Below are 24,496 nucleotides of genomic sequence, written 5' to 3'. Positions count from 1 at the left end.
CATTTTGTTCTGTGTATGTTCTGATTTTACAGTCCTGACGACGCTGATCGAACCGCAAATTAGGTTAAAGGGCGTCAACTAATCCCATTGAGACCCATTCTGTCCCATGCTATCCCACTGGTTCATGAGTAGGGGCTGAAAGCCCGACGCGTGGGTTTTCTTCAACGGATTTCAGGGACGGGCCGCAGGGTTCGATTGGGCAGGGCGTGTTTCTCTCGACCTACGAGAAGCAGCTGGACGGCAAGCGCCGTCTCCTGATCCCCCAGGAATTCCGCACGGCTGAAAACGGCGCTGAGCACGGCGTCTTCTGCTTTCCCTCCATCGAAGCCGATTGCCTGGAAGCGGGCGGCGACAAGCTGTTCGCCGAATACCGCGCGGTGATCGAAAGCCTGCCCTTCGGCGATCCCTACCGCTCGGCGCTGGAAGCCTCGATCTTCGGCGAGCAGAAGCCGCTGGCCTATGACTCTGGCGGGCGCATCACTCTGCCGGAACATCTGTGCGCCGAGGTCGACCTGTCGGACACGGTCGTCATCTATGGCGTCGGCGAGCGCTTCCAGATCTGGAATAAGGACAAGTGGGCCGCGCACCGCGCCGAGCAGCGCCGCATGGCGCGCGAGGGCCTGAAGCAGTTCGGCGAGATGCGGCGTCAGGCCCAAGGTCAGGCGATGGCGGCGAAGACGGGAGGGGCGGCATGACCTCTCCGCACGCGCCCGTTCTGCTGGCCGAGGTGATCGAGGCGCTGGTGCCCAAGGCGGGCGATGTCGTCATCGACGCCACCTTCGGCGCGGGCGGCTATACCCGCGCCATTCTGGAGCGCGGCGCGGATGTGGTGGCGTTGGACCGCGATCCGACGGTGCAGCCGTTCGCCGAGGCCGTGGCGCGCGACTTCCCTGATCGCTTCCAACTGATCCGCACGCCGTTCTCGGGCCTGGCCGAGGCGTTTGAGGAGAGCGGCAAGGCCAAGCTGGACGGCGCCGTCTTCGACATCGGCGTCTCGTCCATGCAGCTGGATCAGGCCGAGCGCGGCTTTTCCTTCATGCGCGACGGGCCGCTGGACATGCGCATGTCGGATGAGGGCGAAACCGCCGCCGACATTGTCAACACCTGGGACCACGGGCCGCTGGCCCATATCTTCAAACTGTACGGCGACGAGCGCCAGTCGGGCCGGGTCGCCACCGCCATCCTGCGCCGCCGGGTCGAGCAGCCGTTCACCCGCACCCTCGATCTGGCCGAGGTGGTGGAGAAGGCTCTGGGCGGACGTCGCGGCGCCGCCATCCACCCGGCCACGCGCGTGTTTCAGGCCCTGCGCATCGCCGTCAACGACGAACTGGGCGAGCTGGAGCGCGGGCTGGAGGCGGCCGAGGCGACGCTGGCGCCCGGCGGGCGGTTGGTGGTCGTCACCTTCCATTCGCTGGAAGACCGCATCGTCAAGGCCTTCATGACCGAGCGCACGGGCAATGCGCCGGGCGGATCGCGCCATGCGCCGGTCACGGTCGAGACGCGCAAGCCCAGCTTCGACCTGTTGTTCAAGGGCGCGCGCGAGGCGGGCGAGGCCGAACTGGACGCCAACCCCCGCGCTCGCTCGGCCAAGCTGCGCGCAGGCGTTCGCACCAGCGCGCCGGCCTGGGGCGCGGTGAAGGGGAGGGGCGCATGATGGCCGTGCCCGCCCCCGTCAAGCGCCTGTTCGAGTGGAAGGTGCGCGGCGTGCGCTGCGTCGAGATCATCGGCGTGGCCTGCGTCCTGGCCCTGGTCTTCTCGGTCTATATCGCCAAGGCGGCCGCCGCCCGCGAAAGCGCCGAGATCAGCAGCCTGGAGCGCGACATCCGCGAGAACCGCGAGCGGGTGCGCCTGCTGCGCGCCGAGGTCACGCGCCTGGAGCAGCCCGCGCGGCTGGAGGCCCTGTCGCGCGAGATCGGCCTGGGTCCGGTCGATGTGAAGAAGCAGGCGGGCGAGGCGGCCCTGCCCGCCATCGCGCCGCCGCCGGCTGAAAAGCCTGCCGCCGCATCTGCGGCCCCTGCTGCGGAGGCCGTGCAATGAGCGTGCATGACCATCACGGCATGGGCTATCGCGGTCGTCCGCAGGCGACCTTCGGCGGCGCGGTCTCGGCCTGGGGGCGCTGGGTCGCCTCCCTGGTGTGGAACCTGGAGCATTCGTTCGAGCGCGCCCGCGCCGATGCGCGCCCGGAAGAAGACACCCGCGTCCGCATCTTCCTGATCATGGCGGCCTTCTGCGTCGTCTTCTCCTGCCTGGCTCTGGGCGCGACGCACGCCGCCCTGCTGACGCCGCGCGGCGGAGCGGGGGCGGGCTTCAATCCCGGCGCCCTGACGCGCGCCGATCTGGTGGATCGCAACGGCCAGCTGCTGGCGACCAACATCACCCACTACGGCCTCTATATCGACCCGCGCGAGGTCTGGGACATTCCGGCCGCCAAGGCCCAGCTGCGCCGCGCCCTGCCGCGCATTTCGGCTGCGCGTCTGGACCGGGTGCTGAGCGGCGAGCGTCGTCTGATCGCCCTGAACGGCCTGACGCCGGCCGAGCGCCGGGCGGTCCACGCCCTGGCCCTGGGCGGGGTGACGTTCGAACCGGAAGACCGCCGCGTCTATCCGCTGGGCAGCTCGGCCGTGCACCTGATCGGTCGTTCGGACACGGGCGGGCAGGGCGTGGCCGGCGCCGAGCTGGCCTTCGACCAGGAGATCCGCGCAGCGGGCGCCGCCAGCGAGGACTTCCCCCTGTCGATCGACCTGCGGGTCCAGGGCGTGGTCGAGAACGAACTGGCCATCGCCGCCGAGGAGCATAAGGCCAAGGGCGCCGTCGCCGTCGTCGCCGACGTGCAGACCGGCGAGATCCTGGCCATGGCCTCATGGCCGACCTATGACGCCAACCGCCGCAACGCCGCGCCGGAAGAGGCCACGCTGAACCGCGTCGTCTCGGCCCACTATGAGATGGGCTCGGTGTTCAAGAGCTTCACCGTCGCCGCCGGCATCGACACCGGCCGGGCCGACATGAACACCCTGTTCGACGCCTCTCAGGCCCTGCAGATCGGCAAGCGCCGCATCACCGACTTCCACGCCACCAACAAGGTGCTGACGTTGGAGGAGGTCTATCTGCATTCGTCCAACATCGGCACCTCGCGACTGGCGGTCGAGATGGGCGGCGATGTGATGCGCGACTACTTCCGCCGTCTGGGCCTGCTGGACGCCGCCCCGATCGAGCTGAAGGAATCGGCGGCCCCGCCCAAGGTGCGCAAGTGGGACGACAGCACCCTGGCGTCGCTGTCCTTCGGCTACGGCATCATGGTCACGCCGATCCAGTATGTGTCGGCCTATGGCGCGCTGGTGAACGGCGGTCGCTATGTGCCGCCGACGCTGCGCAAGGGCGGCCGTCCCAACGCCCAGACGCATCAGGTCATTTCGCCGGAAACCTCGGCCAATATGATTGATCTGATGCGCCGCAACGTCACGCGCGGTTCGGGCCGGTTCGCCGATGCGCCGGGTCTGCGCATGGGCGGCAAGACGGGCTCGGCCAATAAACTGGTCAACGGCCGCTACAACCCGGCGGTGGCCGTCGGCTCCTTCGCCGGGGTCTTCCCCGCCGACGGACCTGTGGACGCCAAGCGCTACACCGTCTTCGTCCTGATGGACGAGCCGGGCGTCTATCCGCGCACCGGCGGCTATGTCGCCGCGCCCGCCGTGGGCCGCATCGCCGCCCGCATCGCTGGCTTCCTGGGCGTCGAGCGCAAGGCCGACCGCTGGTCCACCGCGCTGGGCGAAAAGATCCCCGAGTTCCAGGACGTGGAGGGCGACGGCCGATGAGCCAACTGCGCCTTTCCGAACTGCTGCGCCGCGACGTGGCCTCGGATCCTGAGATCACCGCCGTCACCGCCGACAGCCGTCAGGTGGTGCCCGGCGCCCTGTTCGTCGCCCTGCCGGGGACGCAGGCCGACGGCCGCGCCTTCATTCCGCAGGCGCTGGCCAAGGGCGCGGCCGCCGTGCTGGCGCCGTCCGATACGCCTGAGGGCGCAGCGCCGGTTCTGGTCGGGTCGGGCGACGTGCACCGGGCTTACGCCATCGCCGCGCGCGCCTTCTACGGCGCCCAGCCGCGCACCTGCGTCGCCGTGACCGGCACCAACGGCAAGACCTCGGTCGCCAACTTCTGCCGCCAGATCTGGGCAGGGCTCGGCCTGAAGTCGGCCAGCATGGGCACTCTGGGCGTCGTCGGCCAGAAGGGCGACAAAACCTACGCCCTGACCGGTCCCGGCCTGACCAGCCCCGACGCCGCCGAGGCCGCCCGCCTGCTGGCCGAACTGGCCCGCAAGGAGGTGACGCACCTGGCGCTGGAGGCGTCGTCCCACGGCATCGACCAGCGGCGTCTGGACGGGGTGGCGATCAAGGCGGCGGGCTTCACCAATCTGACGCAGGACCACCTCGACTATCACGGCACGATGGAGGACTATCGCGCCGCCAAGATGCGCCTGTTCGAGGCCCTGCTGCCGCGCGGACGCACGGCGGTTCTGAACGCGGATTCCGACGCCTATTCGGCCTTCGCCTCGGCCTCGATCATGGCGGGTCTGGGCGTGATGGGCGTGGGCGAGCGCGGGCGCGATCTGACCCTGCTGGCGCGCCGGGCGACGCCGGAAGGCCAGCGCCTGACCCTCGACGTGCGCGGGCGGGTGCATGACGTCCTGCTGCCGCTGGCGGGGGCGTTTCAGGCGTCCAACGCCCTGGTCGCAGCCGGCCTGTGCATCGCGGGCGGCGAAGACCCCGACCGCGTGATCCCGGCGCTGGAGCTGATTCAGGGTGCGCAGGGCCGCCTGCAACGCATTCCCGGCGGGGCGCGCGGCGGCGAGGTCTATGTCGACTACGCCCACACGCCGGACGGGCTGGAGACGGTGCTGAACGCCCTGCGTCCACACGCGACGGGCAAGCTGATCGTCGTCTTCGGCGCGGGCGGCGACCGCGACCGGGCCAAGCGTCCGCTGATGGGCGAGATCGCCGGGCGTCTGGCCGATACGGCCATCGTCACCGACGACAATCCGCGTTCCGAAGACGCCGCCGCCATCCGCGCCCAGGTGCGCGCAGGCTGCCCCGACGCGCTGGAGATCGGCGACCGCCGCGAGGCCATCCGTCACGCCGTCTCCCTGATGCGTGAAGGAGATGTGGTCGTGATCGCCGGAAAAGGGCATGAACAGGGACAGATCGTCGGCGGGGTGGTGCATCCCTTCGACGACGCCGCCGAAGCGACCGAAGCCCTGAAAGATCATGCCTGACGCACACACGCCGCTCTGGACCGCCGAAGCCATCGCCTCGGCCACCGGGGGACGGCTTCATGGACCCGACGCATCAGTTTCGGGCCTGACCTACAACAGCCGCGAGATCCAGCCGGGCGACCTGTTCCTGGCCCTGCACGGCGCGCGCGACGGACATGAGTTCGCCGCGGCCGCCTTTGCGGCGGGCGCGACGGTGGCGCTGGTCGACCGGCCGGTCGAGGGCGGGCCCTATGTGCTGGTGCCCGACACCCTGAAGGGGCTGGAGGCGCTGGGCGTCGCCGCGCGCGATCGCGCCCGTCTGCGCGGCGCCGTCACCGGCAGCGTCGGCAAGACCAGCGTGACCCAGGCGATCAAGGCGGGCCTCGATCTGGCGGGATCAAGCCACGCCTCGATCAAGAGCTACAACAACCATATCGGCGTGCCGCTGACGCTGGCGCGGATGCCGCAGGGCACGGACCGCGCCGTGTTCGAGATCGGCATGAACCATCCGGGCGAGATCGGGCCGTTGTCGGCCTTCGTGCGCCCGCACGCGGCCTGCGTCACCACAGTCGGGCCGGTGCATATCGAAGCCTTCGCTGACGGCGAGGCGGGCGTGGCGCGCGAAAAGGCGTCCATCTTCGAGGGGCTGGCGCCGGGCGGGATCGCCGTAGTCAACGCCGCCGACGCCCATGCCGACATCGTGCGTCAGGGCGCGGAAAAGGCCGGGGCCGTGGTGCGGACCTTCGGCCATGCGGCGGGCTGCGACGCGCGCCTGCTGGACTTCGTCGCCGATAGCGAAGGCGCGACCGTCACGGCTGAACTGGACGGACAGCGCATCGAATATCGCCTGGCCCAGTCGGGCGTGCACTGGGGGCTGAACAGCCTGTGCGTCATCCTGATGCTGCAAGCGCTGGACGTGTCGCTGGAGACGGCCTTGCAGGCGCTGGCAGGCTTCCAGCCTCTGGCCGGGCGCGGGCAGATGAAGGCTGTCAAAGTTCCTGGCGGGACGTTCACCCTGATCGACGAGAGCTACAACGCCAATCCGCTGTCGATGAAGGCGGGCTTCGTCAGCCTGGGCGCCAAGCCGGTGGGGCAGGGCGGCCGCCGCGTCGTGGTGCTGACCGACATGCTGGAGCTGGGCGAACACAGCCGCACCCTGCACGAAGGGCTGGCTCCCGCCATCGTCGCCGCCGGGCTGGACCTGGTGCATACGGCCGGGCCGCAGATGCGCCTGCTGCATGAGGCCCTGCCGCCTGCGCTGCGCGGAGAATGGCGCCAGACGGCCGCCGAACTGGCCGCCGAGGCCGCCCTGCTGGCGCAGCCGGGCGATGTGGTCATGGTCAAGGGCTCGAACGGCTCGAAGGCCTCGCTGGTCGCGGCCGCGCTTGCAAATCTCGGCGTGGCCGAACAAGGCAACAATCCCTCAAGCAGCGGCGCGCCGCGCGCGACGCGATAGGGTCACTCAAGAATGTTCTATCTGCTCTATCTCTATTACGCGGACATCGCCCAGGAATATCCGCTGCTGCACCTGATCCAGTATCAGACGGTGCGCGTGGCCCTGGCCATGGCCACGGCCATGATCGTGGCGGTCGCCATGGGCAGCCGCTTCATCAACTGGATCCGCGCCAAGCAGGGCCGGGGCCAGCCGATCCGCGACGACGGCCCGGTGTCCCACCTGTCCAAGGTCGGCACTCCGACCATGGGCGGGCTGATGATCCTGGCGGGCATCGGCGTGGCCGTTCTGCTGTGGGGCGATCTGACCAACCCCTATATCTGGATCGTCTCGGGCGTGACGGCGGCCTTCGGCGTGCTGGGCTTCATCGACGACTACGCCAAGGTGACGAAGCAGACCTCGGCCGGGCTGACGTCCAAGCAGAAGCTGCTGGCCCAGACCGTCGTGGCGGTGATCGCCGGCGTGCTGACCGTGCTGTGGATGACCCAGTCGCCCACCTCGCCGGGGCTTGAGACCTCGATCGCCTTCCCCTTCCTGAAGGCGGTGCTGCTGAACATCGGCTGGTTCTATGTGGCGTTTGCGGCCTTCACCATCATCGGCTTCTCGAACGCGGTGAACCTGACGGACGGGCTGGACGGCCTGGCCATCGTGCCGGTGATGATGGCGGCGGGCGCCTTCGGCATCATCTCCTACCTGGTCGGCAACTTCCTGTTCGCCGATTATCTGCAGGTCCACCACGTGCCCGGCGCGGGCGAGCTGGCCATCTTCTGCGCCGCCATCATCGGCGGGGGCATGGGCTTCCTGTGGTACAACGCCCCGCCGGCCAAGATCTTCATGGGCGACACCGGCTCGCTGGCCCTGGGCGGCGCGCTGGGCTCGATGGCCGTGGCGACCAAGCACGAACTGGTGCTGGGCATCGTCGGGGGCCTATTCGTGGTCGAGGCGGCCTCGGTCATGATCCAGGTCGGTTATTTCAAGCTGACGGGCAAGCGCATCTTCCTGATGGCGCCGATCCACCACCATTTCGAAAAGATGGGCTGGCCGGAATCGACCGTCGTCATCCGTTTCTGGATCGTCGCCGCCATGCTGGCGCTGCTCGGTCTGGCCACGCTGAAGCTGCGATGAAAGCGGCCGCCCTTTCCGCGTCATCCTCGCCCCTGTGGCGAGGATCCAGACCCTCGACGTTCGGCGTTGGAGCGGGTCGGTTGGCGTCGGCGTGTCTGGATCCTCGGGTCAAGCCCGAGGATGACGGAGTGCGGGAATGATCCCCGTTCCCGACTTCGAGGGGCGTCGTGTCGCGGTCTTCGGCCTGGGGCGGTCGGGGATCACGGCGGCGCGCGCGCTTCAGGCCGGGGGCGCGATCCCCGTGCTGTGGGACGACGGCGTCTCGGGCCGCATGCAGGCCGAGGCCGAAGGCTTCCTGGTCGAGGATCTGACCCGCGCCGACTGGTCCGGGTTCGCCGCCCTTGTGCTGTCGCCGGGCGCGCCGCTGACCCATCCCAGGCCGCACTGGAGCGTCGAACGCGCCCATGAGGCGGGCGTGCCGGTCATCGGCGACGTGGAGCTGTTCGCGCGGGCGCTGGCCGCCTTGCCGCCGGGGGAGCGTCCCCGTGTCGTCGCCATCACCGGCACCAACGGCAAGTCGACGACCACGGCCCTGATCGGCTGGGTGCTGAAGCAGGCGGGCCTCGGCGTCCACATCGGCGGCAATATCGGCATCGGGGTGCTGGCCCTGCCGGAGCCGACGGCGGATGCGGTCTATGTGATCGAGGTGTCGTCCTATCAGCTGGACCTGACGACGAGCTTCGCGCCGGACGTGGCGATCCTGACCAATGTTTCGCCGGACCATCTGGACCGCCACGGCGGGATGGAGGGCTATGTCGCCGCCAAGCGCCGGGTTTTCCAGGCGCAGGATGGTGAGGCGCTGGCGTTGATCGGGGTGGATGAAGAATGGGGCCGGAAGGCTGCGGCGGAGCTGCGCGCGCAGGGGCGGCGGGTCGAGACGGTCGTATCTCTTCCTTCTCCCACAAGGGGAGAAGGGTATGGGGCGGCGGCGGGCATGTTGACGACGGGCGGCGAAGTGCTGGCCGATCTGACCGCCGCGCGGTCCTTGCCCGGCCGTCACAACGCCCAGAACGCAGCCTTCGCCTATGCGACCGCGCGGGCGCTCGGCGTGTCGCATGAGGCGGCGGTCGAGGGCCTGCTGACCTTCCCCGGCCTGTCGCACCGGATGGAGGCTGTCGGGCGGCTGGGCGCCGTGCGCTTCATCAATGACTCCAAGGCCACCAACGCCGACGCCGCGCGGCAGGCGCTGGCCTCATACCCGGCTGTCTTCTGGATTGCGGGGGGCAAGGCCAAGGACGGCGGCATCGAAACCTTGCACGACCTCTTCCCGCGCGTGACCAAGGCCTATCTGATCGGAGAGGCGGCGGACGCCTTCGCCGTGACCCTGGCCGACACGCCGCACGTCGTGGCGCATACGATGGAGCGCGCCGTCGAACTGGCCGCCGCCGACGCGGCCGCAGCCGGGGGCGAGCAGGTGGTGCTGCTGTCGCCCGCCTGCGCCAGCTTCGATCAGTTCCCCGATTTCGAGGTCCGGGGCGAGGCGTTCCGCGCCGCCGTCCTGAGCCTGGGCGCACGGCCGGAGCCCGCCGCATGACCCACAACAGCTACAGCCATCCCTTTTCGCGCAATGATCAGAGCCTGATCGCGCGCTGGTTCTGGACGGTGGATCGCGGCCTGCTGGGCGCGGCGCTGACGCTGGTGGCCCTGGGCGTGGCGTTGAGCTTCGCCTCCAGCCCGGCGGCGATCCTGGCGGATGAATCGATCAGCGATCCCTTCCACTATTCGTGGCGGATGATGGTCTTCTCGACCATGGGGCTGATCGCCATGCTGAGCGCCTCGCTGCTGTCGCCGCGCGGGGTGCGGCGGATCGCGGTGCTGGCCCTGTTCTGCGCCATCGTGGTCATGGCGGCCCTGCCCTTCATCGGCGATACGGTGAAGGGGGCGGCGCGCTGGATCAATCTGGGGCCGTTCAGCCTGCAGCCGTCCGAGTTCGCCAAGCCCGGCCTGATCGTCTTCGCCGCCTGGATGTTCGCCGAGGCCCAGAAGGGCGAGGGCGTGCCCGGCGTCAGCATCGCCTTCGGCCTGTGGGCGCTGACGGTCGGCCTGTTGCTGATCCAGCCGGACATCGGCCAGACCCTGTTGATCACCACGACCTTCATGGCCGTCTTCTTCATGGCCGGGGTGCCGCTGAAATGGGTGGCGGCGCTGGCGGCGGTCGGCGCGGGCGGGGTGGTGTCGCTGTATTTCATGTTCAGCCACATGCGTGACCGCCTGAGCCGCTTCCTGTCGCCCGAGACGACCGACACCCACCAGATCGACCGCGCCTCCGAAGCGATCCGCGCCGGGGGCCTGGTCGGGCGCGGCATCGGCGAGGGGGTGATGAAGCGCCACGTCCCCGACCTGCACACCGACTTCATCTATTCCGTCGGGGCCGAGGAGTTCGGCCTGGTGCTGTCGCTGATCATGATCGGGCTTTACGCCTTCATCGTCATTCGCGGGATGAGGAAGGCGATGAAGCTGAACGACTCCTTCGAACAGACGGCGGCGGCGGGGCTGTTCATGCTGATCGGCCTGCAGGCCTGCATCAACATCGCGGTGAACCTGAACCTGATCCCGACCAAGGGGATGACGCTGCCCTTCATCAGCTACGGCGGGTCGTCCATGATGGCCATGGGGCTGACGCTGGGGTTCGCACTGGCCCTGACCCGGCGCCGTCCGGGCGCCTATGAACTGGGGTCGAACGTCAACCCGCGTCGTCGCCTGCTGCCGTGAGACTCGTTTTTTCTTCGTCATCCTCGGGCTTGTCCCGAGGATCCAGAGACGCGACCTCGCCGAGCAGCCGCGCCGGTGTTCTCACTTTCAACGCTGGTGTTTATGGATTCTCGGCACAAGGCCGAGAATGACGGATGAAATTGACTGAGCCCATGAATTCCCCATCCAAGGTCTGCGTCGTCGCCGCCGGGGGCACCGGCGGCCATATGTTCCCCGCCGAGGCGCTGGCCCGCGAGATGGCGGCGCGCGGCTGGCGCGTGGTGCTGGCCACCGACAGGCGCGGCGAGCAGTACGCCCACGCCTTTCCGGCCGAAGAGCGGCTGGCGCTGGATGCGGCGACCGGGCGCGGTCCCATCGGCCTGATGAAGGCCGGGCTGGCGATCCTGAAGGGCGTCGGTCAGGCCAAGGCGGCGTTCCAGCGCACGGGCGCGGACGTGGTGGTGGGCTTCGGCGGCTATCCGTCGGCGCCGGCCCTGCTGGCGGCGGTGACGACACGGCGCCCGACCGTCATCCATGAGCAGAACGCCGTGCTGGGCCGCACCAACCGCTATCTGGCGCCCAGCGTGGGCGTGATCGCAGCGGCCTTCCCCACGCTGGGCCGGGCGCCGGACAAGGGGAGGGATCGCGTCCAGCTGGTCGGCAATCCGGTGCGGCCGGACATCCGCGCCCTGTTCGAGCGGGCCTATGCCGCGCCGACGGACGGCGGGCCGATCCATGTGCTGGTGACGGGCGGCAGCCAGGGCGCCCGCATCCTGTCCGAAACCACGCCGCGCGCGCTGGCGGCCCTGCCCGAGGCCATCCGCAACCGTCTGAAGGTGCAGCAGCAGTCGCGGCCCGAGACGCTGGAGGCCGCGCGCCAGATCTACCTCGACGCCGGGATCGAGGCCGAGGTCGCCCCCTTCTTCCGCGACATGGCGGATCGGCTGTCGAAGGCGCATCTGGTGATCGGGCGGGCGGGGGCCTCGACCTGTTCGGAGCTGGCGGTGGCGGCCCTGCCGTCGGTGCTGATCCCGCTGAAGATCGCCATGGACGACCATCAGACCCTGAACGCGCGGGCGCTGTCCGAGGCGGGCGCGGCGAAGGTGATCGCCGAGGACGACCTGACGGTCGAGAGCCTGACGGCGGCGCTGACCGCCATCCTGTCCGATCCGGCGGGGCTGGCGGCCATGTCGGCGGCTGCGCGCTCGGTGGCGATCCCGGATGCGGCGCAGAGGCTGGCGGATCTGGTGGAGCAGGCGGCGTCCTGAACCCTCTCCCGGCGGGAGAGGGATGCGGGATGACGTGGCTGTTTGCGCCGTCTAACCTCCCCCCATGCCTCAGTTCGTCACCAATCTGACCAACACCATCTTTGCGCTCTGGCGTCAGTTCCACTGGCTGCCGGAATGGGCGGTGGTGTCGATCATCACCGTGGTCTTCGTCTTCATCGGCTGGGCGGCCAACCAGGTGGTGTTCGCCCTGCTGAAGCTGGCGGTGCGCAACCGCGACGACTTCTGGAAGGGGATGCTGAAGCGCGCCCGACTGAAGGTGCGGATCGCGGTCATGATCATCGCCCTGGCCCTGGCCGTCACCGTGTCGCCGCTGGACCCCGAACCGTCGCTGTTCATCCGGCGCAGCCTGCTGTTCGGCTTCATCCTGGTGTGCGGCTGGATGTTGGCGGGCGCGGTGGACATGGGCGCCATCGTCCACCTGAAGAAGTTCAATATGGAGGCGGAGGACAACCTCTACGCCCGCAAGCACGTCACCCAGACGCGCATCCTGCAACGGGTGGCGGCCATACTGATCGGCCTGATCACCCTGGGGCTGGCGCTGCTGACCATTCCCGGCGTCAAGCAATGGGGCCTGTCGCTGCTGGCCTCGGCGGGCGTGGTCGGCATCGTCGCCGGTCTGGCGCTGCAACCCTTCCTGACCAATCTGATCGCGGGCATCCAGATCGCCACCGCCCAGCCGATCCGCCTGGACGACGCCGTCATCGTCGAGGGTGAGTGGGGCCGGGTCGAGGAGATCACCTCGACCTATGTGGTGGTCAAGCTGTGGGACTGGCGGCGCATGGTGCTGCCGCTGACCTATTTCATCCAGAAGCCGTTCCAGAACTGGACGCGCGAGGATTCGCGCCTGATCGGCGTGTCCTTCCTCTATGTGGATTACGAGGCGCCGATCGACCGGCTGCGGATCAAGCTGGAGCAGATCGCCCACGCCTCGCCCCACTGGGACGGCGATGTGGTGGCGTTGCAGGTTACGGATGTCACCGAGCGGACGGCCCAGGTGCGCTGCCTGACCAGCGCGCGCAACGCCTCGGTCGCCTTCGACCTGCGGGCCGAGGTGCGCGAGAAGATGCTGGCCTTCATGCGCGACGAATGCCCCGAGGCCCTGCCGCGCGACCGGATGGATTTCGACCGCGACGCGCGACGCGGTTTGCGCCTCAAGACTGAAGAGGCCTGATCGGTCAGGGCTTCAGCCTGGCGCGGCCGATCCACACCGCCGCTCTGGCCGAGGTCGCCTCCACCGCAGGGAAGGCCTCGCCGCAGGCCGTGGCGGCCAAGGCCGAGGCGTCCTGGCTTGGGGCTATGACGGCCGGCGGCGAGCGTTCGGGCGTGACAGGGCCTTCGGTCCCATCGGCGCGCAGGGAGGCGAAGTCCAGCCGGTCCGCTGTCCAGGCCGCGCAGTCGAAACGCCACCAGGACCAGCCGCCGACGTAGGCGACGCTGCCGATCAGCATGTCCTCGCGGCTGACCTGCAACGACCTCATTCTGACCGTGTGCGCGCTCTGCTCAGGCTCCGTCGTGATAGAGGCGATGTCGGCGAAGACGGCGAACCGGCTGCTGCCGGTAAACGCCAGTTGCGGAGAAGCCGGTGCAACCTCCACGACGGGCGCGGGCACGGGAATGATCAGCATGGTCGCTCCAGATGCGCAGGGCGTTTGTTTGGATTAACCCTGTCCGCATACCCGACGTTGAAACGGCCACGCTAGACAGCTTGCATGCATCACGCGCCTTCCGATCCGGATTCCGCCCGTTTGTCGCCTGATCGGCGGCGCGCCCCGCGCCGATCTTTTCGTCAGGCGCGCCGGACGGAGGAGCGCATCCGCCTGCTGGGCGAACCGGTCGACCTGGTTCGTCCTGAAGAGGTGCTGCTGCACGTCGAACGCAGCGTAGAGGCGGGCGCGCAGAGGGTCGTCGCCAACCACAATCTGCATAGTCTCTATCTGATCCGGCGCACGCCGGGGATGCGGCGCCTGTACGATGCGGCCGATCTGATCGAGCTGGACTCCACGCCGCTGATCCATTTCGCTCGCCTGCTGGGCCATCCGGCGCGTCCGCAGCACCGCTGCACCTATCTGGACTGGCGCGATCATTTCTGGAGCCTGGCCGACCGCAAGGGCTGGCGCGTCCTCTATGTCGGCGGCGAGGACGGCGTGGCCGAAGAGGCGGCGCGGCGACTGACGACCCGCTATCCGGGCGCGATGGTGAAGGGGCTCAGCGGCTATTTCGACGCCACGCCGGGGTCGTTGGGCAATACGGCGGTTCTGGCGGCGATCAAGGACTTCGCCCCGCACGTGCTGTTCGTCGGCATGGGCATGCCGCGCCAGGAGCTGTGGATCGCGGACAATCTGGCCTCTCTGCCGCTGGTTCCGATCCTGCCGGTCGGCGCCGCTTTCGACTATGAGGCCGGGGTGCAGAAGGCCGCGCCGCGCTGGATGGGACGGCTGGGCGTCGAATGGCTGTTCCGCCTGTTCGCCGATCCGAAGCGGTTGTTCGCGCGCTACTGCATCGAGCCGTGGTTCCTGATCGGCCCGGCGCTGGCGGATGTGCGAGAGGCCATGCAGCGCAGGAAACACTGAACCGCGCCCCTTGTCAGCCATCGCAATGACGCTGATCGAGGCATTGAATTCTCGAGGTCTTTTCTTGACTGGACGGGATCGACCGGCCGTCCTCTAGCCAGACCGCATACTCCTCAGCGCGCCGACGACGGCGCGGGCTGACAAGGAGACGACCGCGCCGATTTCAGACGATTCAGACGAATTGGACTCTGTTTTTTCTGTCCAAGTCGACCACGCGCCTCAGATCACGCCGTGACGATCTCTTCGGCCTGTTGCAGATCGACGCTGACCAGTTGGCTCATGCCGCGCTCGGGCATGGTGACGCCGTAGAGACGGTCCATCCGGCTCATGGTCACCGGGTTGTGGGTGATGACGATGAAGCGGGTGTCGGTGCGGCTGCGCATCTCGTGCAGCATCCGGCAGAAGCGGTCGACGTTGGCGTCGTCCAGCGGGGCGTCCACCTCATCCAGCACGCAGACCGGCGCCGGATTGGCCAGGAAGACGCCGAAGATCAGCGCCGCCGCCGTCAGAGCCTGCTCGCCGCCGCTCATCAGGCTCATCACCGACAGCCGCTTGCCGGGCGGGCAGGCGTAGATTTCAAGCCCCGCCTCCAGCGGATCGTCGCTCTCGACCAGCTTCAACTCGGCCTGGCCGCCGCCGAACAGGGCCTCGAACAGGGTCTTGAAGTTGGTGTTGATGACGTCGAAGGCGGCGATCAGCCGCTCGCGCCCCTCGGCGTTCAGTTCGTCGATGCCGTCCCTGAGCTTCGCAATCGCCTGCGTCAGGTCGATGCGCTCGGTCTTCATGGCGCTGAGCCGGTCGCCGTATTCGGCCGCCTCTTCCTCGGCGCGCAGGTTGACGGCGCCCAGCGCCTCGCGCTCGCGCTCAAGGCCATACAGCAGGCTCTCGGCCCCCGCGGCATCGGGCGGGCGGGCGATGGCGTCGTCGGTCAGCTTGCGGCCCAGTTCCTCGGGCGACATCTGCGCCGTTTCGCGGATGTTGGCGGCGCTCTCGGCCAGCTTCTCGGCGGCGGCCTCGGCGCGGGCGGACAGGCCCGCCCGGCTCTCGCGAGCCTGAGAGGCGGCCGTTTCGGCGGCGCGGGCGGCGCGGTCGGCCTCCTGGGCGCCCGCCTCGGCGACGGCGACGGCGTCGGTCGCCGCCTGTTTGCGCTTCTCGGCCTCGGCCAGAGAGTCCATCAGGGCGTTGCGCTGCTCGGCGAAGCCGGCGGGCGCGGCCTCGGCCTTCGTCAGGGCCGTTTGCGCCTTCTCGGCGTCGCGCTCCAGCGTCTTGAGGCGGGCGGCGCTGTCGCCGGATCGCGTGACCCAGCCCTCGCGGGCGCGGGTCAGACTGCCGAGCCGTTGCTCGCGCATGGCGCGGTCGCGGGCCTCCTCGTCGCGGGTCGAGCGCGCGGCTTGCGCCGCCAGCCGGGCGCGTTCGGCCCCGCCGCGCGCCTCGGTCAACTCTTGGCGCAGGCCGACTACCACGTCGGACGAAGATTCGACCGAACTGGTCTCGGCGAAGGCGGCCTCGGCCTCCTGCACCTCGCCGTCCAGCCGGGCGACGGTCTCGTCCAGCGACTGGGCGCGGGCCTCCTTGCGGGCCTGATCGCGCATCAGGGATTCCAGCCGGTCGCGCGCGGAGACGACCTGTTTGTCCAGCGTGAAGGGGCGCAGGCGCGCGGCCTTCACCTCTTCCTCGGCGGCGCGGAAGGCCTCGCCCGCCGCCTTCAGCGCGCCTTGCGCCGTTTCCAGCGCAGGCTTGCCGAGGTCGATGTCGGCTTCCAGTTCCGACAGGCGGGTACGCTGGGCCAGACGCACGGCGGCGGGGCGCGGCGCCTCGGCGCGGCTGACGAAGCCGTCCCAGCGATAGAGGTCGCCCTCGACCGTGGTCAGGCGCGCGCCGCGCGGCAGGGCGCGGGCCAGTTCGGCGATTCGCTCGCGCGGGGCCACGCCGCAGAAGGCCAGACGCGCGGCCAGCTGATCCGGCGCTGTCACATGGTCGGACAGAGGCTCGACGCCCTGCGGCCAGTCTGGCGGCGCCGCGTCAGCGCCCGCCCAGTGCGCCGGCGCGCGGGCGTCCAGCGCTGCGTCCAGATCATCGCCCAGCGCCGCCGCCAGCGCGGCCTCATACCCTTTGGCCGCCGATACCTTGTCCAGCGCCGGAGGGTGCTCGCGCTTGCCCGTGACCAGCAGTTGGGCCAGCCCGCGCGCCTCGGTCTGCAGGCGGCCCAGCCGGTCCTCAGCGGCGCGGGCGGCGGTGCGCGCCTCCTGCTCGGCGCGGGCGATGTCGCTGCGTTTGGCCTCGGCGGCCTCAACGGCCTCGCGCGCGGCGGCGAGGTCGGTCTGGGCGGTCTCCAGAGCCGCCCTGGCCGTCTCGATCTCGGGCGTCTCCAGCGGGCCGAGCGCCTCGCGTTCGCGGCGGGCCTGTTCGTGCTGGCCCTTCACGCGCGCCAGCCGGGCCTCGGCGTCGCGCTTTCTCGCGCTTTCAGCGTTGGCGCGGGCTTCGACGGCGGCCAGCGTCCCGGCCAGCCGTTCGACCTCGGCGTCGGCGGCCTTGCGGGCGTCCTCGGCTTCCAGCAGGGCGCGTTCCAGCTCGGGGCCGCGCTCGGGGGCGGCGGCGATTTCGGCCTTCAGCTTCTCAAGCTCGCGGTCCAGCCGTTCCAGTTCGCGCCCGGCGTCGGCGGCCATACCGTCCTCGCGCACGCGATCGGCCTCGATGCGGGCGACCTCGGCCTTCAGGCGGTCGACCTCGGCGCGGGCGGCCTGTTCGGCCATGTCCAGCCGGTCGCGCTCGATGATGGCCCGGTTCAGCAGGGCGGTGGCGACCGCGTCTTCTTCCCGCGCAGGCTTCAGGCCCTCCTGAGCGTTCAGGGCCGCCGTCTGGGACGCCGCCGCCGCCGTGGTCGTTTCGGCCACCAGCCGGTCGGCTTCGCGCAGTTCGGCCGCCGCCGTCTCGGCCGCCGTCTTGGCGTCGGTCCAGCGGACGTAGAGCAGGGCCGCCTGAAGGGCGCGGATCTCGGCCGAGATCTTCTTGTACTTCTCTGCCTGACGCGCCTCGCGCTTCAGCCGGTTCAGCGTCGACTCCAGCTCCTTGCCGATGTCGTCGAGGCGGTCGAGGTTGGTCTCGGCCGCCCGCAGCCGCAACTCAGCCTCATGGCGCCGAGTGTGCAGGCCCGCCACGCCCCCGGCCTCTTCAAGGATGCGGCGGCGGTTCTGCGGCTTGGCGGCGATCAGTTCGCTGATCTGGCCCTGACGCACCAGGGCCGGGCTGTTGGCGCCGGTCGAGGCGTCGGCGAACAGCAGCTGAACGTCGCGCGCCCGCACCTCCTTGCCGTTGATGCGATAGGTCGAGCCGCGCCCGCGCTCGATCCGGCGCGACACCTCCAGCATGGGGCTGTCGGTAAAGGGCTGGGGCGCGCGCTTCTGGGCGTTGTCGATGGTCAGCTGGACTTCGGCGTGGTTGCGCGGCGGACGGCCCGCGGCGCCCGCGAAGATCACGTCCTCCATGCCCTGGCCGCGCATGGCCTTGGCCGAGTTGGCGCCCATGACCCAGCGCAGGCTTTCCAGCACGTTCGACTTGCCGCAGCCGTTCGGCCCGACAATGCCGGTCAGCCCAGCCTCGATCTGCACCTCGGCCGGGTCGACGAAGGATTTGAAGCCGACGAGCCGGAGGCGCTGGAACTGCATCGCGTCTCGATCAGCGCGCCCGGATCAGCGGGTCGATGGCCGCCGACAGGGCCTCCAGCGAATGGTCGCTGACCCTCCTGCCGTTGACGAAGAAGGACGGCGTGCCCGTCACCCCTGCCGCCACGGCACCGTCGACCTCGGCCTGCAGGGCCTGGCTGGTCGCCGGGTCTTTCATGCAGGCTTCGATCTGTTCCTGACTGCGGCCGCTGGAGGCGATGGCGGCGACGAACCAGTCGCGGGCGTCGCCTTTTTCAAAGGCGGCGGCCTGACCGCTCATCAGGCTGTGGGCCACGTCAAAGAAGCGGTTCGGGGCGGCGCAGCGCGCGATGCCCGCCGCCGTCGCCGCGATCTGGGCCGGAGGCGTGGGCATGTCGCGGAACACCAGCCGCACCTTGCCCGTGTCGATATAGCGGGCCTGGAACTGCGGCAGGACGTCGTTGGTCCAATGGGCGCAGTGGCTGCAGGTGAATGAGGCGTACTCGATCACCGTCACCGGCGCATCGGCCCGGCCCATCACGCGGTCCGCCGCCGTGACAGCGGGCACGGCCGCCGTCGCGGAGGCGCGCGTCACGGCTGGGTCGAGCGCCGCCGAGGGGCTGGCGACGGCGACCGCCGCCAGGGCGGCTGCGCCTAACAGGGCTTTGAATGTCAGGCGCGACCGCAGCATCGGCTTACTTCGCCAGTTCGGCGTCGATGACTTCGGACAGGCCCGACAGCGAGTTGTCCGCCACCTTCACGCCGTTGACGGTGAAGTAGGGTGTACCGGTCACGCCGGCGCTGATGCCGGCTTGGATGCGCTTCTCCATGGCCTCGATGGCGGCCTTGTCGCGGATGCAGTCGTTGATCTGCTGCTCGCTGAGGCCCGCCGCCTGGCCGGCGCGGAACAGGGTGGTGCGCGGCGCGACGCCCGCCTGCCATTCCTTCTGGCTGGCCATGATGTCGCTGACGACGTCGAAATACTTGTCCGGACCGGCGCAGCGCGCGATCAGGAAGCCGGCGACGGCGATGTCCTGGGGCGGGGTCGGGAATTCGCGGAAGACGAAGCGGACCTTGTTGTTGTCGACGTACTTCGTCTTGAACTCGGGCCAGACCTCTTCATTCCACACGGCGCAGTGGCCGCAGGTGACCGAGGCGTACTCCACGACCGTGACCTTGGCGCCCTCGGGCGCGCCCTTGGCCATGTCGCCTTCGACCTCGCCGCCCGCGCCGCCGGCCGAGCAGCCCGCCAGCACGGCCATCGAGGCCAGGGCGGCGGCGGACAGGGCCGCGCGGCGGCTCATGGCGGCGTATTTGAAGATCGGGGCCATCGGCTGGTCCTTGTCAGAAATGAGATTCAGAAACGTCGCGCGATTCGTGCGCGCTGGCGAAATCGTCTGAATGTCGAGAACGCCGATGGCGAAGGTTTGTCAACGCTCCTCGTCGCGCGGGGGCTGCGACAGCACGGCGCGGCCCAGCTTGCCCAAGGCCGCTTTCAAGCTGTCAGGCGCCGCTTCGACCGAGGCGTTCAGCGCAGCTTCCGTCGCGGCGGGCAGGGGCGGCAGGACGGCGCGGCCGCGCGGGCGGGGCTTGGCGCCTGAAGCGGGCAGAGGCTTCACCGGCCCCTGGGCGATGCGCAGTTTCTCGACCGAGCCTGCGCCCAGGAACAGGTTCACGCGCTGAATGATGTCGGCCGACTGGTGCTGGACCAACAGGGCGGCGGGCCCGGCGACGCGCAGCTCCAGCGTTCCGCCCGCATTGCCGCGCCCCTTGGTCAGCTTCTGCGGACGGGTGACGCGGGCCAGCCGTTCGCCCACGATCTCGACCCAGCGCGGCTCCAGCGCCGAGGCGCCGCGCCCGAACTGGGCGTCCAGCTTCTTGATCAGCGGCGCCAGCGACCGGCCCGCCGGGGGCGGCGGGCGCAACGGCGGGCGCGTCCGGCGGCGGGCCAGGATTTCGCGCGCTTCGCTTTCGGTGGGCAGGGGACGACGCATTCGTCCTATATAGCCTGACCCATGCTCGACGTCCCCTCTCTTCGCGCCGCCCTGCTCGATTGGTATGACGCCCATGCGCGCAGCCTGCCGTGGCGCGCGCCGCCGGGTGCGACGGCGAAGACCGACCCCTATCGCGTCTGGCTGTCCGAGGTGATGCTGCAGCAGACGACGGTGCCCCACGCGGCGCCCTATTTCGAGCGGTTCACCACGCGCTGGCCGACGGTGGGCGACCTGGCCGCCGTCGAAGACGCCGAGTTGATGGCCGCCTGGGCGGGGTTGGGCTACTACGCCAGGGCGCGTAATTTGCTGGCCTGCGCCCGCGCCGTGACGGCGGATCACGGCGGGGCCTTCCCGCAGACCGAGGCCGAGCTGCTGGCCCTGCCGGGGGTGGGCGCCTACACCGCCGCCGCCGTGGCCGCCATCGCCTTCGATCGACCCGCCAACGTCGTCGACGGCAATGTCGAACGGGTGATGAGCCGCCTGTTCGCGGTCGAGACTCCGCTGCCCGCCGCGCGGCCCGAGCTGCGCCGCCTGGCCGCCCTGTTCGTCGACGACCACCGACCCGGCGACTGGGCGCAAGCGCTGATGGATCTCGGCTCGGGCGTCTGTCGTCCCCGGTCGCCGCTGTGCGACCAGTGTCCTCTGACTTTCGGTTGCGAAGCGCTGAAGACGGGGGCGCCCGAACGCTATCCGTTGAAGACGAAGAAGGCCGAGCGGCCGCATCGGCGCGGCCACGTCTATGTGCTGACCGATGACGCGGGGCGCGTCGCCCTGGTGCGGCGACCGGACAAGGGGCTGCTGGGCGGCATGGCGGGCCTGCCGACCTCGGACTGGGGCGCGGCGCCGGAGTTCGCGCCGCCGATGGAGGGTGACTGGCGGGCGGCTGGATCGGTCGAGCACGTCTTCACCCACTTCAGCCTGACGCTTGAGGTGCATGTGGCCGAGGGGCAGGGCGACTTCCTATGGACCACAGCGGCCGAGGCGGCGAAGGCCCTGCCGACCGTCTTCAGGAAGGCGCTGGAGCGCGGGTTGGGCGCGGCCTAACCCGTCGCCCTCAGGTTCACCGCGCCGCTACGTTCGCGCGGCATGACCACGACGTGGCCGTTCAGACGCTGGAAATGCAGGTCGATCACCCCGTCGCCGACCTTCAGCCGCGTGATCGACAGCCGGTCCAGCCCGGCGGGCAGGGCGGGATTGTTGACCTCGACCAGCCCCTCGGCGGCGTCGATGCTCAGGCCCAGCACCGACTGCATCATCAGGAAGACCGACCCCGCCGCCCAGGCCTGGGGCAGGCAGGCGACCGGATAGGCGATCGGCGGCTCGCCGGTCTCGCGCACGAAGCCGCAGAACAATTCCGGCAGGCGCATCTGGAAATGGGCGGCGGAGCCGTAGATCTCGCCCAGCAGCATGGCGACGGCCCGCCGTTCGCCGTAGCGGGCCATGCCCGCCGCCGCCAGGGCCGTGTCGTGCGGCCAGACCGAGCCGTTGTGATAGCTCATCGGATTGAAACGGGCCTGTCCCTTGGCCAGGGTTCGCAGGCCCCAGCCCGAACGGAATTCCGCCGTCAGCATCCGCCGCGTCACCCGCCGCGCCCGCTCGTGCGAGGGCAGGCCCATGAACAGCAGGTGCCCTGCGTTGGAGGCGACGGCGCGGCATTGCTCCCCGTCGCCGTCCAGGGCGATGGCGTAGAAGCCCTCGTCCTCCATCCAGTAGCGGTCCTCGACCAGGGCGCGCAGCGCCTCGGCCCGCGCCGCCCATTCTAGGGCGCGGCCTTCGCCCAGCACCGCGCCCATCTCGGCCAGGGCCTTCCAGGCGGCGAAGGCGTAGCCCTGGACCTCCAGCAGGGCGACCGGGCCCTTGGGAAAGCGGCCGTCGGCGTGAAAGATGGAGTCTTCGGAGTCCTTCCAGCCCTGGTTCGACAGGCCGGTGTCGGCCGCGCGGGCGTAGTCGATCAGGCCGTCGCCGTTGCTGTCGCCGTAGTCGCTCATCCAGCCCGCCGCCGCGATCAGATGGGGCCACAGGGCGCGGATGGTTCCATAGTCGTTGGTGCGTTTGGCGTAGGCGCCGGCCAGGGCGATGAACAGGCAGGTGGTGTCGACCCCGCCGTAGTAGAGGCCGAAGGGCACCTCGCCCAGCACGCTCATCTCGCCGCCGCGCGTCTCGTGCATGATCTTGCCGGGGGCGGAGTCCATGAAGGCGTTGGTCTCGGTCGCCTGACGCGAGGCCAGATAGGTCAGCACCCCCTTGGCCAGACCGGGGTCTATCCACAGCATCTGCCAGGCGGTGATGATGCCGTCGCGCCCGAACGGGGTCGAGAACCAGGGCGTCCCCGCATAGGGATAGGGGCCCGTCGGCAGGTCGGTGACGAGCAGGGCGATGTCGGCCCTCGACTGCCGCAGCCAGTCGTTGAAGCCCTGGTTGCGGCCGCCCTCGACGATGGCGCCGCGCCGCAGCCGTCGTCGCATGGCCAGCCGCGCCAGAATGGCGTGCCAGCGCCAGCGCGCCTCGTCCGGCTGTTCGCAGGCGTCCAGGCCGCACTCGACGAACAGGTCCAGACTGCGGCCGCGCGGCAGGCTGAACATGAACTCGGCCCGGCTGGCGCTGAGGCGGGCGGGCGGCTCGGAAAAGGCCAGGCAGCTGGTGCGCGTCACCCTGTCCAGCCCGGTGTAGCTGAAGGTCACGCGCCGTCCGTCGATCACAGGCGGATGGATTTCGCCGTGCCGGGGCCGCACCGTGCCGCGCACCTGGAAGATGTCGGCGAAGTCCGCGTCGAACTCGAACGTCAGCGGCAGCAGGATGTCCTCGACGCCGTGGTTGACCATCCGCACCCGCTCGAACAGCCGCCGGTCCCACAGGAAGCGCCGCCGCTCCAGATGCAGCACGCCCGCCGGGGCGGAGCGCCCGCCCATCGGCGGCAGGGGCCGGTTGGTGGAATGGCAGGTGAAGAAAACGTTGTCCTTGGTCACGCCCGAACTGAGCCGTGACGGCCGCGCGCGCCCGACCGTCAGGACGAAGCGGGACAGCAGCCGCGTGTCCCGCTCGAACAGGCCGTCTGCGCCCGCCTTCACGTCTCCCCAGTGATCGGCGACGAGGAAGGCGTCGCCGTCCTTCAGCGCCATCAGGGTCTCGAGACCGTCCTGATCATTGGTGTCGGCGGCCGTGGCCTGGACAGAATAGGCGTCGTCCATAAGCGTCTCCGCTTGCGGTTCGTCCCCCTACTGAAGTCACAAGCGAACGGCCGGGGAGGCGGTTCAGTTCAGATGAAAACGGCGTTCGTCGTCAGGCTCGGCTGTTCAGGCGGAGAGGTCAGGCCAGGGCGGCGAAGCTGCGTTCTTCCTCGATGCTCCGCATCGGCGCCGCGAACGGCCGCCGCGCCAGGATGTCGCCGTAGACGTCCAGATACCGCCGCGCCATGGCTGTGGCCGAGAAGCGCAGGTCGAACCGCGCGCGGATGGCCTCCCGGTCCAGCCGGTGCGCCTGGGCGGCGGCGGCGACCGCCTCCTCCATGGTCGCGACCAGGAAGCCGGTGGCCCCGTCCTCGATGATCTCGGGCGTCGAGCCGCAGGCGAAGGCGAAGACGGGCGTGCCGCAGGCCATGGCCTCGATCATCACCAGGCCGAACGGCTCGGGCCAGTCGATGGGGAAGAGCAGGGCCTCGGCCCCGCCCAGGAAGGCGGACTTCTCCGCATCACCGATCTCGCCGACGAACTCGACCAGGGGATTGCCGCGCACCAGAGGTTCGATTTTTGTCTCCCAATAGGCGTGGTCGGCGGCGTCGATCTTGGCGGCGATCTTCAGCGGTTTGTTCAGCCGGGTCGCGATCTCGATGGCGCGGTCGGGCCGCTTTTCTGGCGAAATGCGGCCCAGGAAGGCGAGATAGCCCTCCGATCGCGGCGAGAAGCGATAGAGGTCGCCCGGCATGCCGTGATGCACGGTCGCCCGCCAGTTGGCGTGGGGCAGGGGGCGGCGCTGATCGTCGGAGATCGACACCAGGCCGTACTCCGTCCAGCGCGCGTAGATCGGGGCCAGATCCTTCAGGTCCAACCGCCCGTGCAGGGTCGTCACCGTCTTGTCGGCCCAGCCCTCGAAGAAGGGGAAGTGGATCATGTCGGTGTGGAAATGGATGACGTCGAAACGGTCGGCGCGGTCCAGCACCTCGGCCAACTGGGCCATGTGGGCCGCTAGATCGGACTTCAACGCGGCGGGGTCCAGACGGATGGCCTGATCGCGAACCGGGATCAGGCGGGCGCGGGTGCGCGCCTCGGCGCTGGCGAACAGGGTGACGTCGTGACCCAGCTCGACCAGGGCGTCGGTCAGGTGAGCGACCACGCGCTCCGTGCCGCCGTAAAGCCGGGGCGGCACGGCCTCGTACAAGGGCGTGACTTGGGCGATTTTCATGGCAGGCTCCTGCGTCGCGTGAAGACGCGACGCCGAAACCTCAATCCGCCCAGGATCGCCGGGTTCCAGCGTTGCTGGAACGATATTCTT

20 protein-coding genes are annotated in these 24,496 nt (G+C 69.7%); 13 read left to right on the top strand and 7 right to left on the bottom strand.

All coding sequences use genetic code 11. From position 1 onward, the window contains the following. The first annotated feature begins 206 nt into the window (after positions 1-206). From EGK63_RS11230 to EGK63_RS11180, 11 genes are all read left to right on the top strand, one after another. Complete coding sequence (locus EGK63_RS11230) at positions 207-695, top strand: division/cell wall cluster transcriptional repressor MraZ (RefSeq protein WP_125901534.1); 489 nt, start codon at positions 207-209, stop codon at positions 693-695. After that, the gene (rsmH, locus tag EGK63_RS11225; protein WP_125901533.1) at positions 692-1,654 is read left to right on the top strand and encodes a 16S rRNA (cytosine(1402)-N(4))-methyltransferase RsmH; all 963 of its coding nucleotides are present in this window, start codon (positions 692-694) and stop codon (positions 1,652-1,654) included. Before EGK63_RS11230 ends, rsmH begins: the two co-directional genes overlap by 4 nt. Continuing rightward, on the top strand, positions 1,651-2,037 hold the full coding sequence (locus tag EGK63_RS11220; protein ID WP_125901532.1) for a cell division protein: 387 nt from the start codon (positions 1,651-1,653) through the stop codon (positions 2,035-2,037). Before rsmH ends, EGK63_RS11220 begins: the two co-directional genes overlap by 4 nt. Next, positions 2,034-3,812 (top strand): penicillin-binding protein 2, encoded by a 1,779-nt coding sequence (locus tag EGK63_RS11215; RefSeq protein ID WP_125901531.1) that lies wholly within the window; start codon positions 2,034-2,036, stop codon positions 3,810-3,812. Before EGK63_RS11220 ends, EGK63_RS11215 begins: the two co-directional genes overlap by 4 nt. After that, positions 3,809-5,266 (top strand): UDP-N-acetylmuramoyl-L-alanyl-D-glutamate--2,6-diaminopimelate ligase, encoded by a 1,458-nt coding sequence (locus tag EGK63_RS11210; RefSeq protein WP_125901530.1) that lies wholly within the window; start codon positions 3,809-3,811, stop codon positions 5,264-5,266. The genes EGK63_RS11215 and EGK63_RS11210 overlap by 4 nt, the downstream gene beginning before the upstream one ends. Next, entirely contained in the window at positions 5,259-6,701 is a 1,443-nt protein-coding gene (gene murF, locus EGK63_RS11205) for a UDP-N-acetylmuramoyl-tripeptide--D-alanyl-D-alanine ligase (protein WP_125901529.1), read from the top strand. The genes EGK63_RS11210 and murF overlap by 8 nt, the downstream gene beginning before the upstream one ends. Before the next feature lie 12 nt (positions 6,702-6,713). Then, positions 6,714-7,823 (top strand): phospho-N-acetylmuramoyl-pentapeptide-transferase, encoded by a 1,110-nt coding sequence (gene mraY / locus EGK63_RS11200; RefSeq protein WP_125901528.1) that lies wholly within the window; start codon positions 6,714-6,716, stop codon positions 7,821-7,823. 136 nt (positions 7,824-7,959) lie between these two features. Beyond that, positions 7,960-9,357, top strand: coding sequence for a UDP-N-acetylmuramoyl-L-alanine--D-glutamate ligase (gene murD, locus EGK63_RS11195; protein ID WP_125901527.1), 1,398 nt, complete (start codon positions 7,960-7,962; stop codon positions 9,355-9,357). Beyond that, on the top strand, positions 9,354-10,535 hold the full coding sequence (gene ftsW, locus EGK63_RS11190; RefSeq protein ID WP_125901526.1) for a putative lipid II flippase FtsW: 1,182 nt from the start codon (positions 9,354-9,356) through the stop codon (positions 10,533-10,535). The genes murD and ftsW overlap by 4 nt, the downstream gene beginning before the upstream one ends. A 152-nt stretch (positions 10,536-10,687) precedes the next feature. Beyond that, positions 10,688-11,782, top strand: a complete 1,095-nt coding sequence (gene murG, locus EGK63_RS11185) for an undecaprenyldiphospho-muramoylpentapeptide beta-N-acetylglucosaminyltransferase (RefSeq protein ID WP_125901525.1) — start codon at positions 10,688-10,690, stop codon at positions 11,780-11,782. A gap of 64 nt (positions 11,783-11,846) precedes the next feature. Continuing rightward, positions 11,847-12,974, top strand: coding sequence for a mechanosensitive ion channel family protein (locus EGK63_RS11180; RefSeq protein ID WP_125901524.1), 1,128 nt, complete (start codon positions 11,847-11,849; stop codon positions 12,972-12,974). 4 nt (positions 12,975-12,978) lie between these two features. Here EGK63_RS11180 and EGK63_RS11175 read toward each other — a convergent pair whose 3' ends face one another. Continuing rightward, positions 12,979-13,428 (bottom strand): hypothetical protein, encoded by a 450-nt coding sequence (locus EGK63_RS11175; protein WP_125901523.1) that lies wholly within the window; start codon positions 13,426-13,428, stop codon positions 12,979-12,981. A gap of 84 nt (positions 13,429-13,512) precedes the next feature. Here EGK63_RS11175 and EGK63_RS11170 point away from each other — a divergent pair, with 84 nt between their 5' ends. Continuing rightward, positions 13,513-14,373 (top strand): WecB/TagA/CpsF family glycosyltransferase, encoded by an 861-nt coding sequence (locus EGK63_RS11170; RefSeq protein WP_125901522.1) that lies wholly within the window; start codon positions 13,513-13,515, stop codon positions 14,371-14,373. A gap of 224 nt (positions 14,374-14,597) precedes the next feature. On the opposite strand, the gene smc is transcribed toward EGK63_RS11170, so the two are convergent. From smc to EGK63_RS11150, 4 genes are all read right to left on the bottom strand, one after another. After that, positions 14,598-18,038: a chromosome segregation protein SMC gene (smc, locus tag EGK63_RS11165; protein WP_125901521.1), complete on the bottom strand. Its 3,441-nt coding sequence runs from the start codon at positions 18,036-18,038 to the stop codon at positions 14,598-14,600. A 10-nt stretch (positions 18,039-18,048) separates the two neighbouring features. Continuing rightward, positions 18,049-18,705 carry a DsbA family protein gene (locus EGK63_RS11160; protein WP_125901520.1) on the bottom strand — a complete coding sequence of 219 codons (657 nt, stop codon included), beginning with the start codon at positions 18,703-18,705 and terminating at the stop codon, positions 18,049-18,051. Positions 18,706-18,709: 4 nt separating this feature from the next. Further along, positions 18,710-19,345 (bottom strand): thioredoxin domain-containing protein, encoded by a 636-nt coding sequence (locus EGK63_RS11155; protein WP_125901519.1) that lies wholly within the window; start codon positions 19,343-19,345, stop codon positions 18,710-18,712. 99 nt (positions 19,346-19,444) lie between these two features. After that, positions 19,445-20,008, bottom strand: coding sequence for a DUF721 domain-containing protein (locus EGK63_RS11150; RefSeq protein ID WP_125901518.1), 564 nt, complete (start codon positions 20,006-20,008; stop codon positions 19,445-19,447). Between the two features lie 21 nt (positions 20,009-20,029). Between EGK63_RS11150 and mutY the strand changes: the two genes are divergently transcribed. After that, positions 20,030-21,052, top strand: a complete 1,023-nt coding sequence (mutY, locus tag EGK63_RS11145; RefSeq protein ID WP_125901517.1) for an A/G-specific adenine glycosylase — start codon at positions 20,030-20,032, stop codon at positions 21,050-21,052. On the opposite strand, the gene EGK63_RS11140 is transcribed toward mutY, so the two are convergent. Together EGK63_RS11140 and EGK63_RS11135 are read right to left on the bottom strand one after the other, a co-directional pair. Beyond that, positions 21,049-23,196 carry a glycogen debranching N-terminal domain-containing protein gene (locus EGK63_RS11140; protein ID WP_125901516.1) on the bottom strand — a complete coding sequence of 716 codons (2,148 nt, stop codon included), beginning with the start codon at positions 23,194-23,196 and terminating at the stop codon, positions 21,049-21,051. The two genes, mutY and EGK63_RS11140, sit on opposite strands and share 4 nt — an antisense overlap. A 118-nt stretch (positions 23,197-23,314) precedes the next feature. Next, complete coding sequence (locus EGK63_RS11135; protein WP_125901515.1) at positions 23,315-24,406, bottom strand: glycosyltransferase family 4 protein; 1,092 nt, start codon at positions 24,404-24,406, stop codon at positions 23,315-23,317. Positions 24,407-24,496 lie beyond the last annotated feature (90 nt).

The organism is Brevundimonas sp. 357, from assembly GCF_003938605.1.
Lineage (GTDB): Bacteria > Pseudomonadota > Alphaproteobacteria > Caulobacterales > Caulobacteraceae > Brevundimonas.
This window is presented reverse-complemented; position numbering and strand designations above follow the sequence as displayed.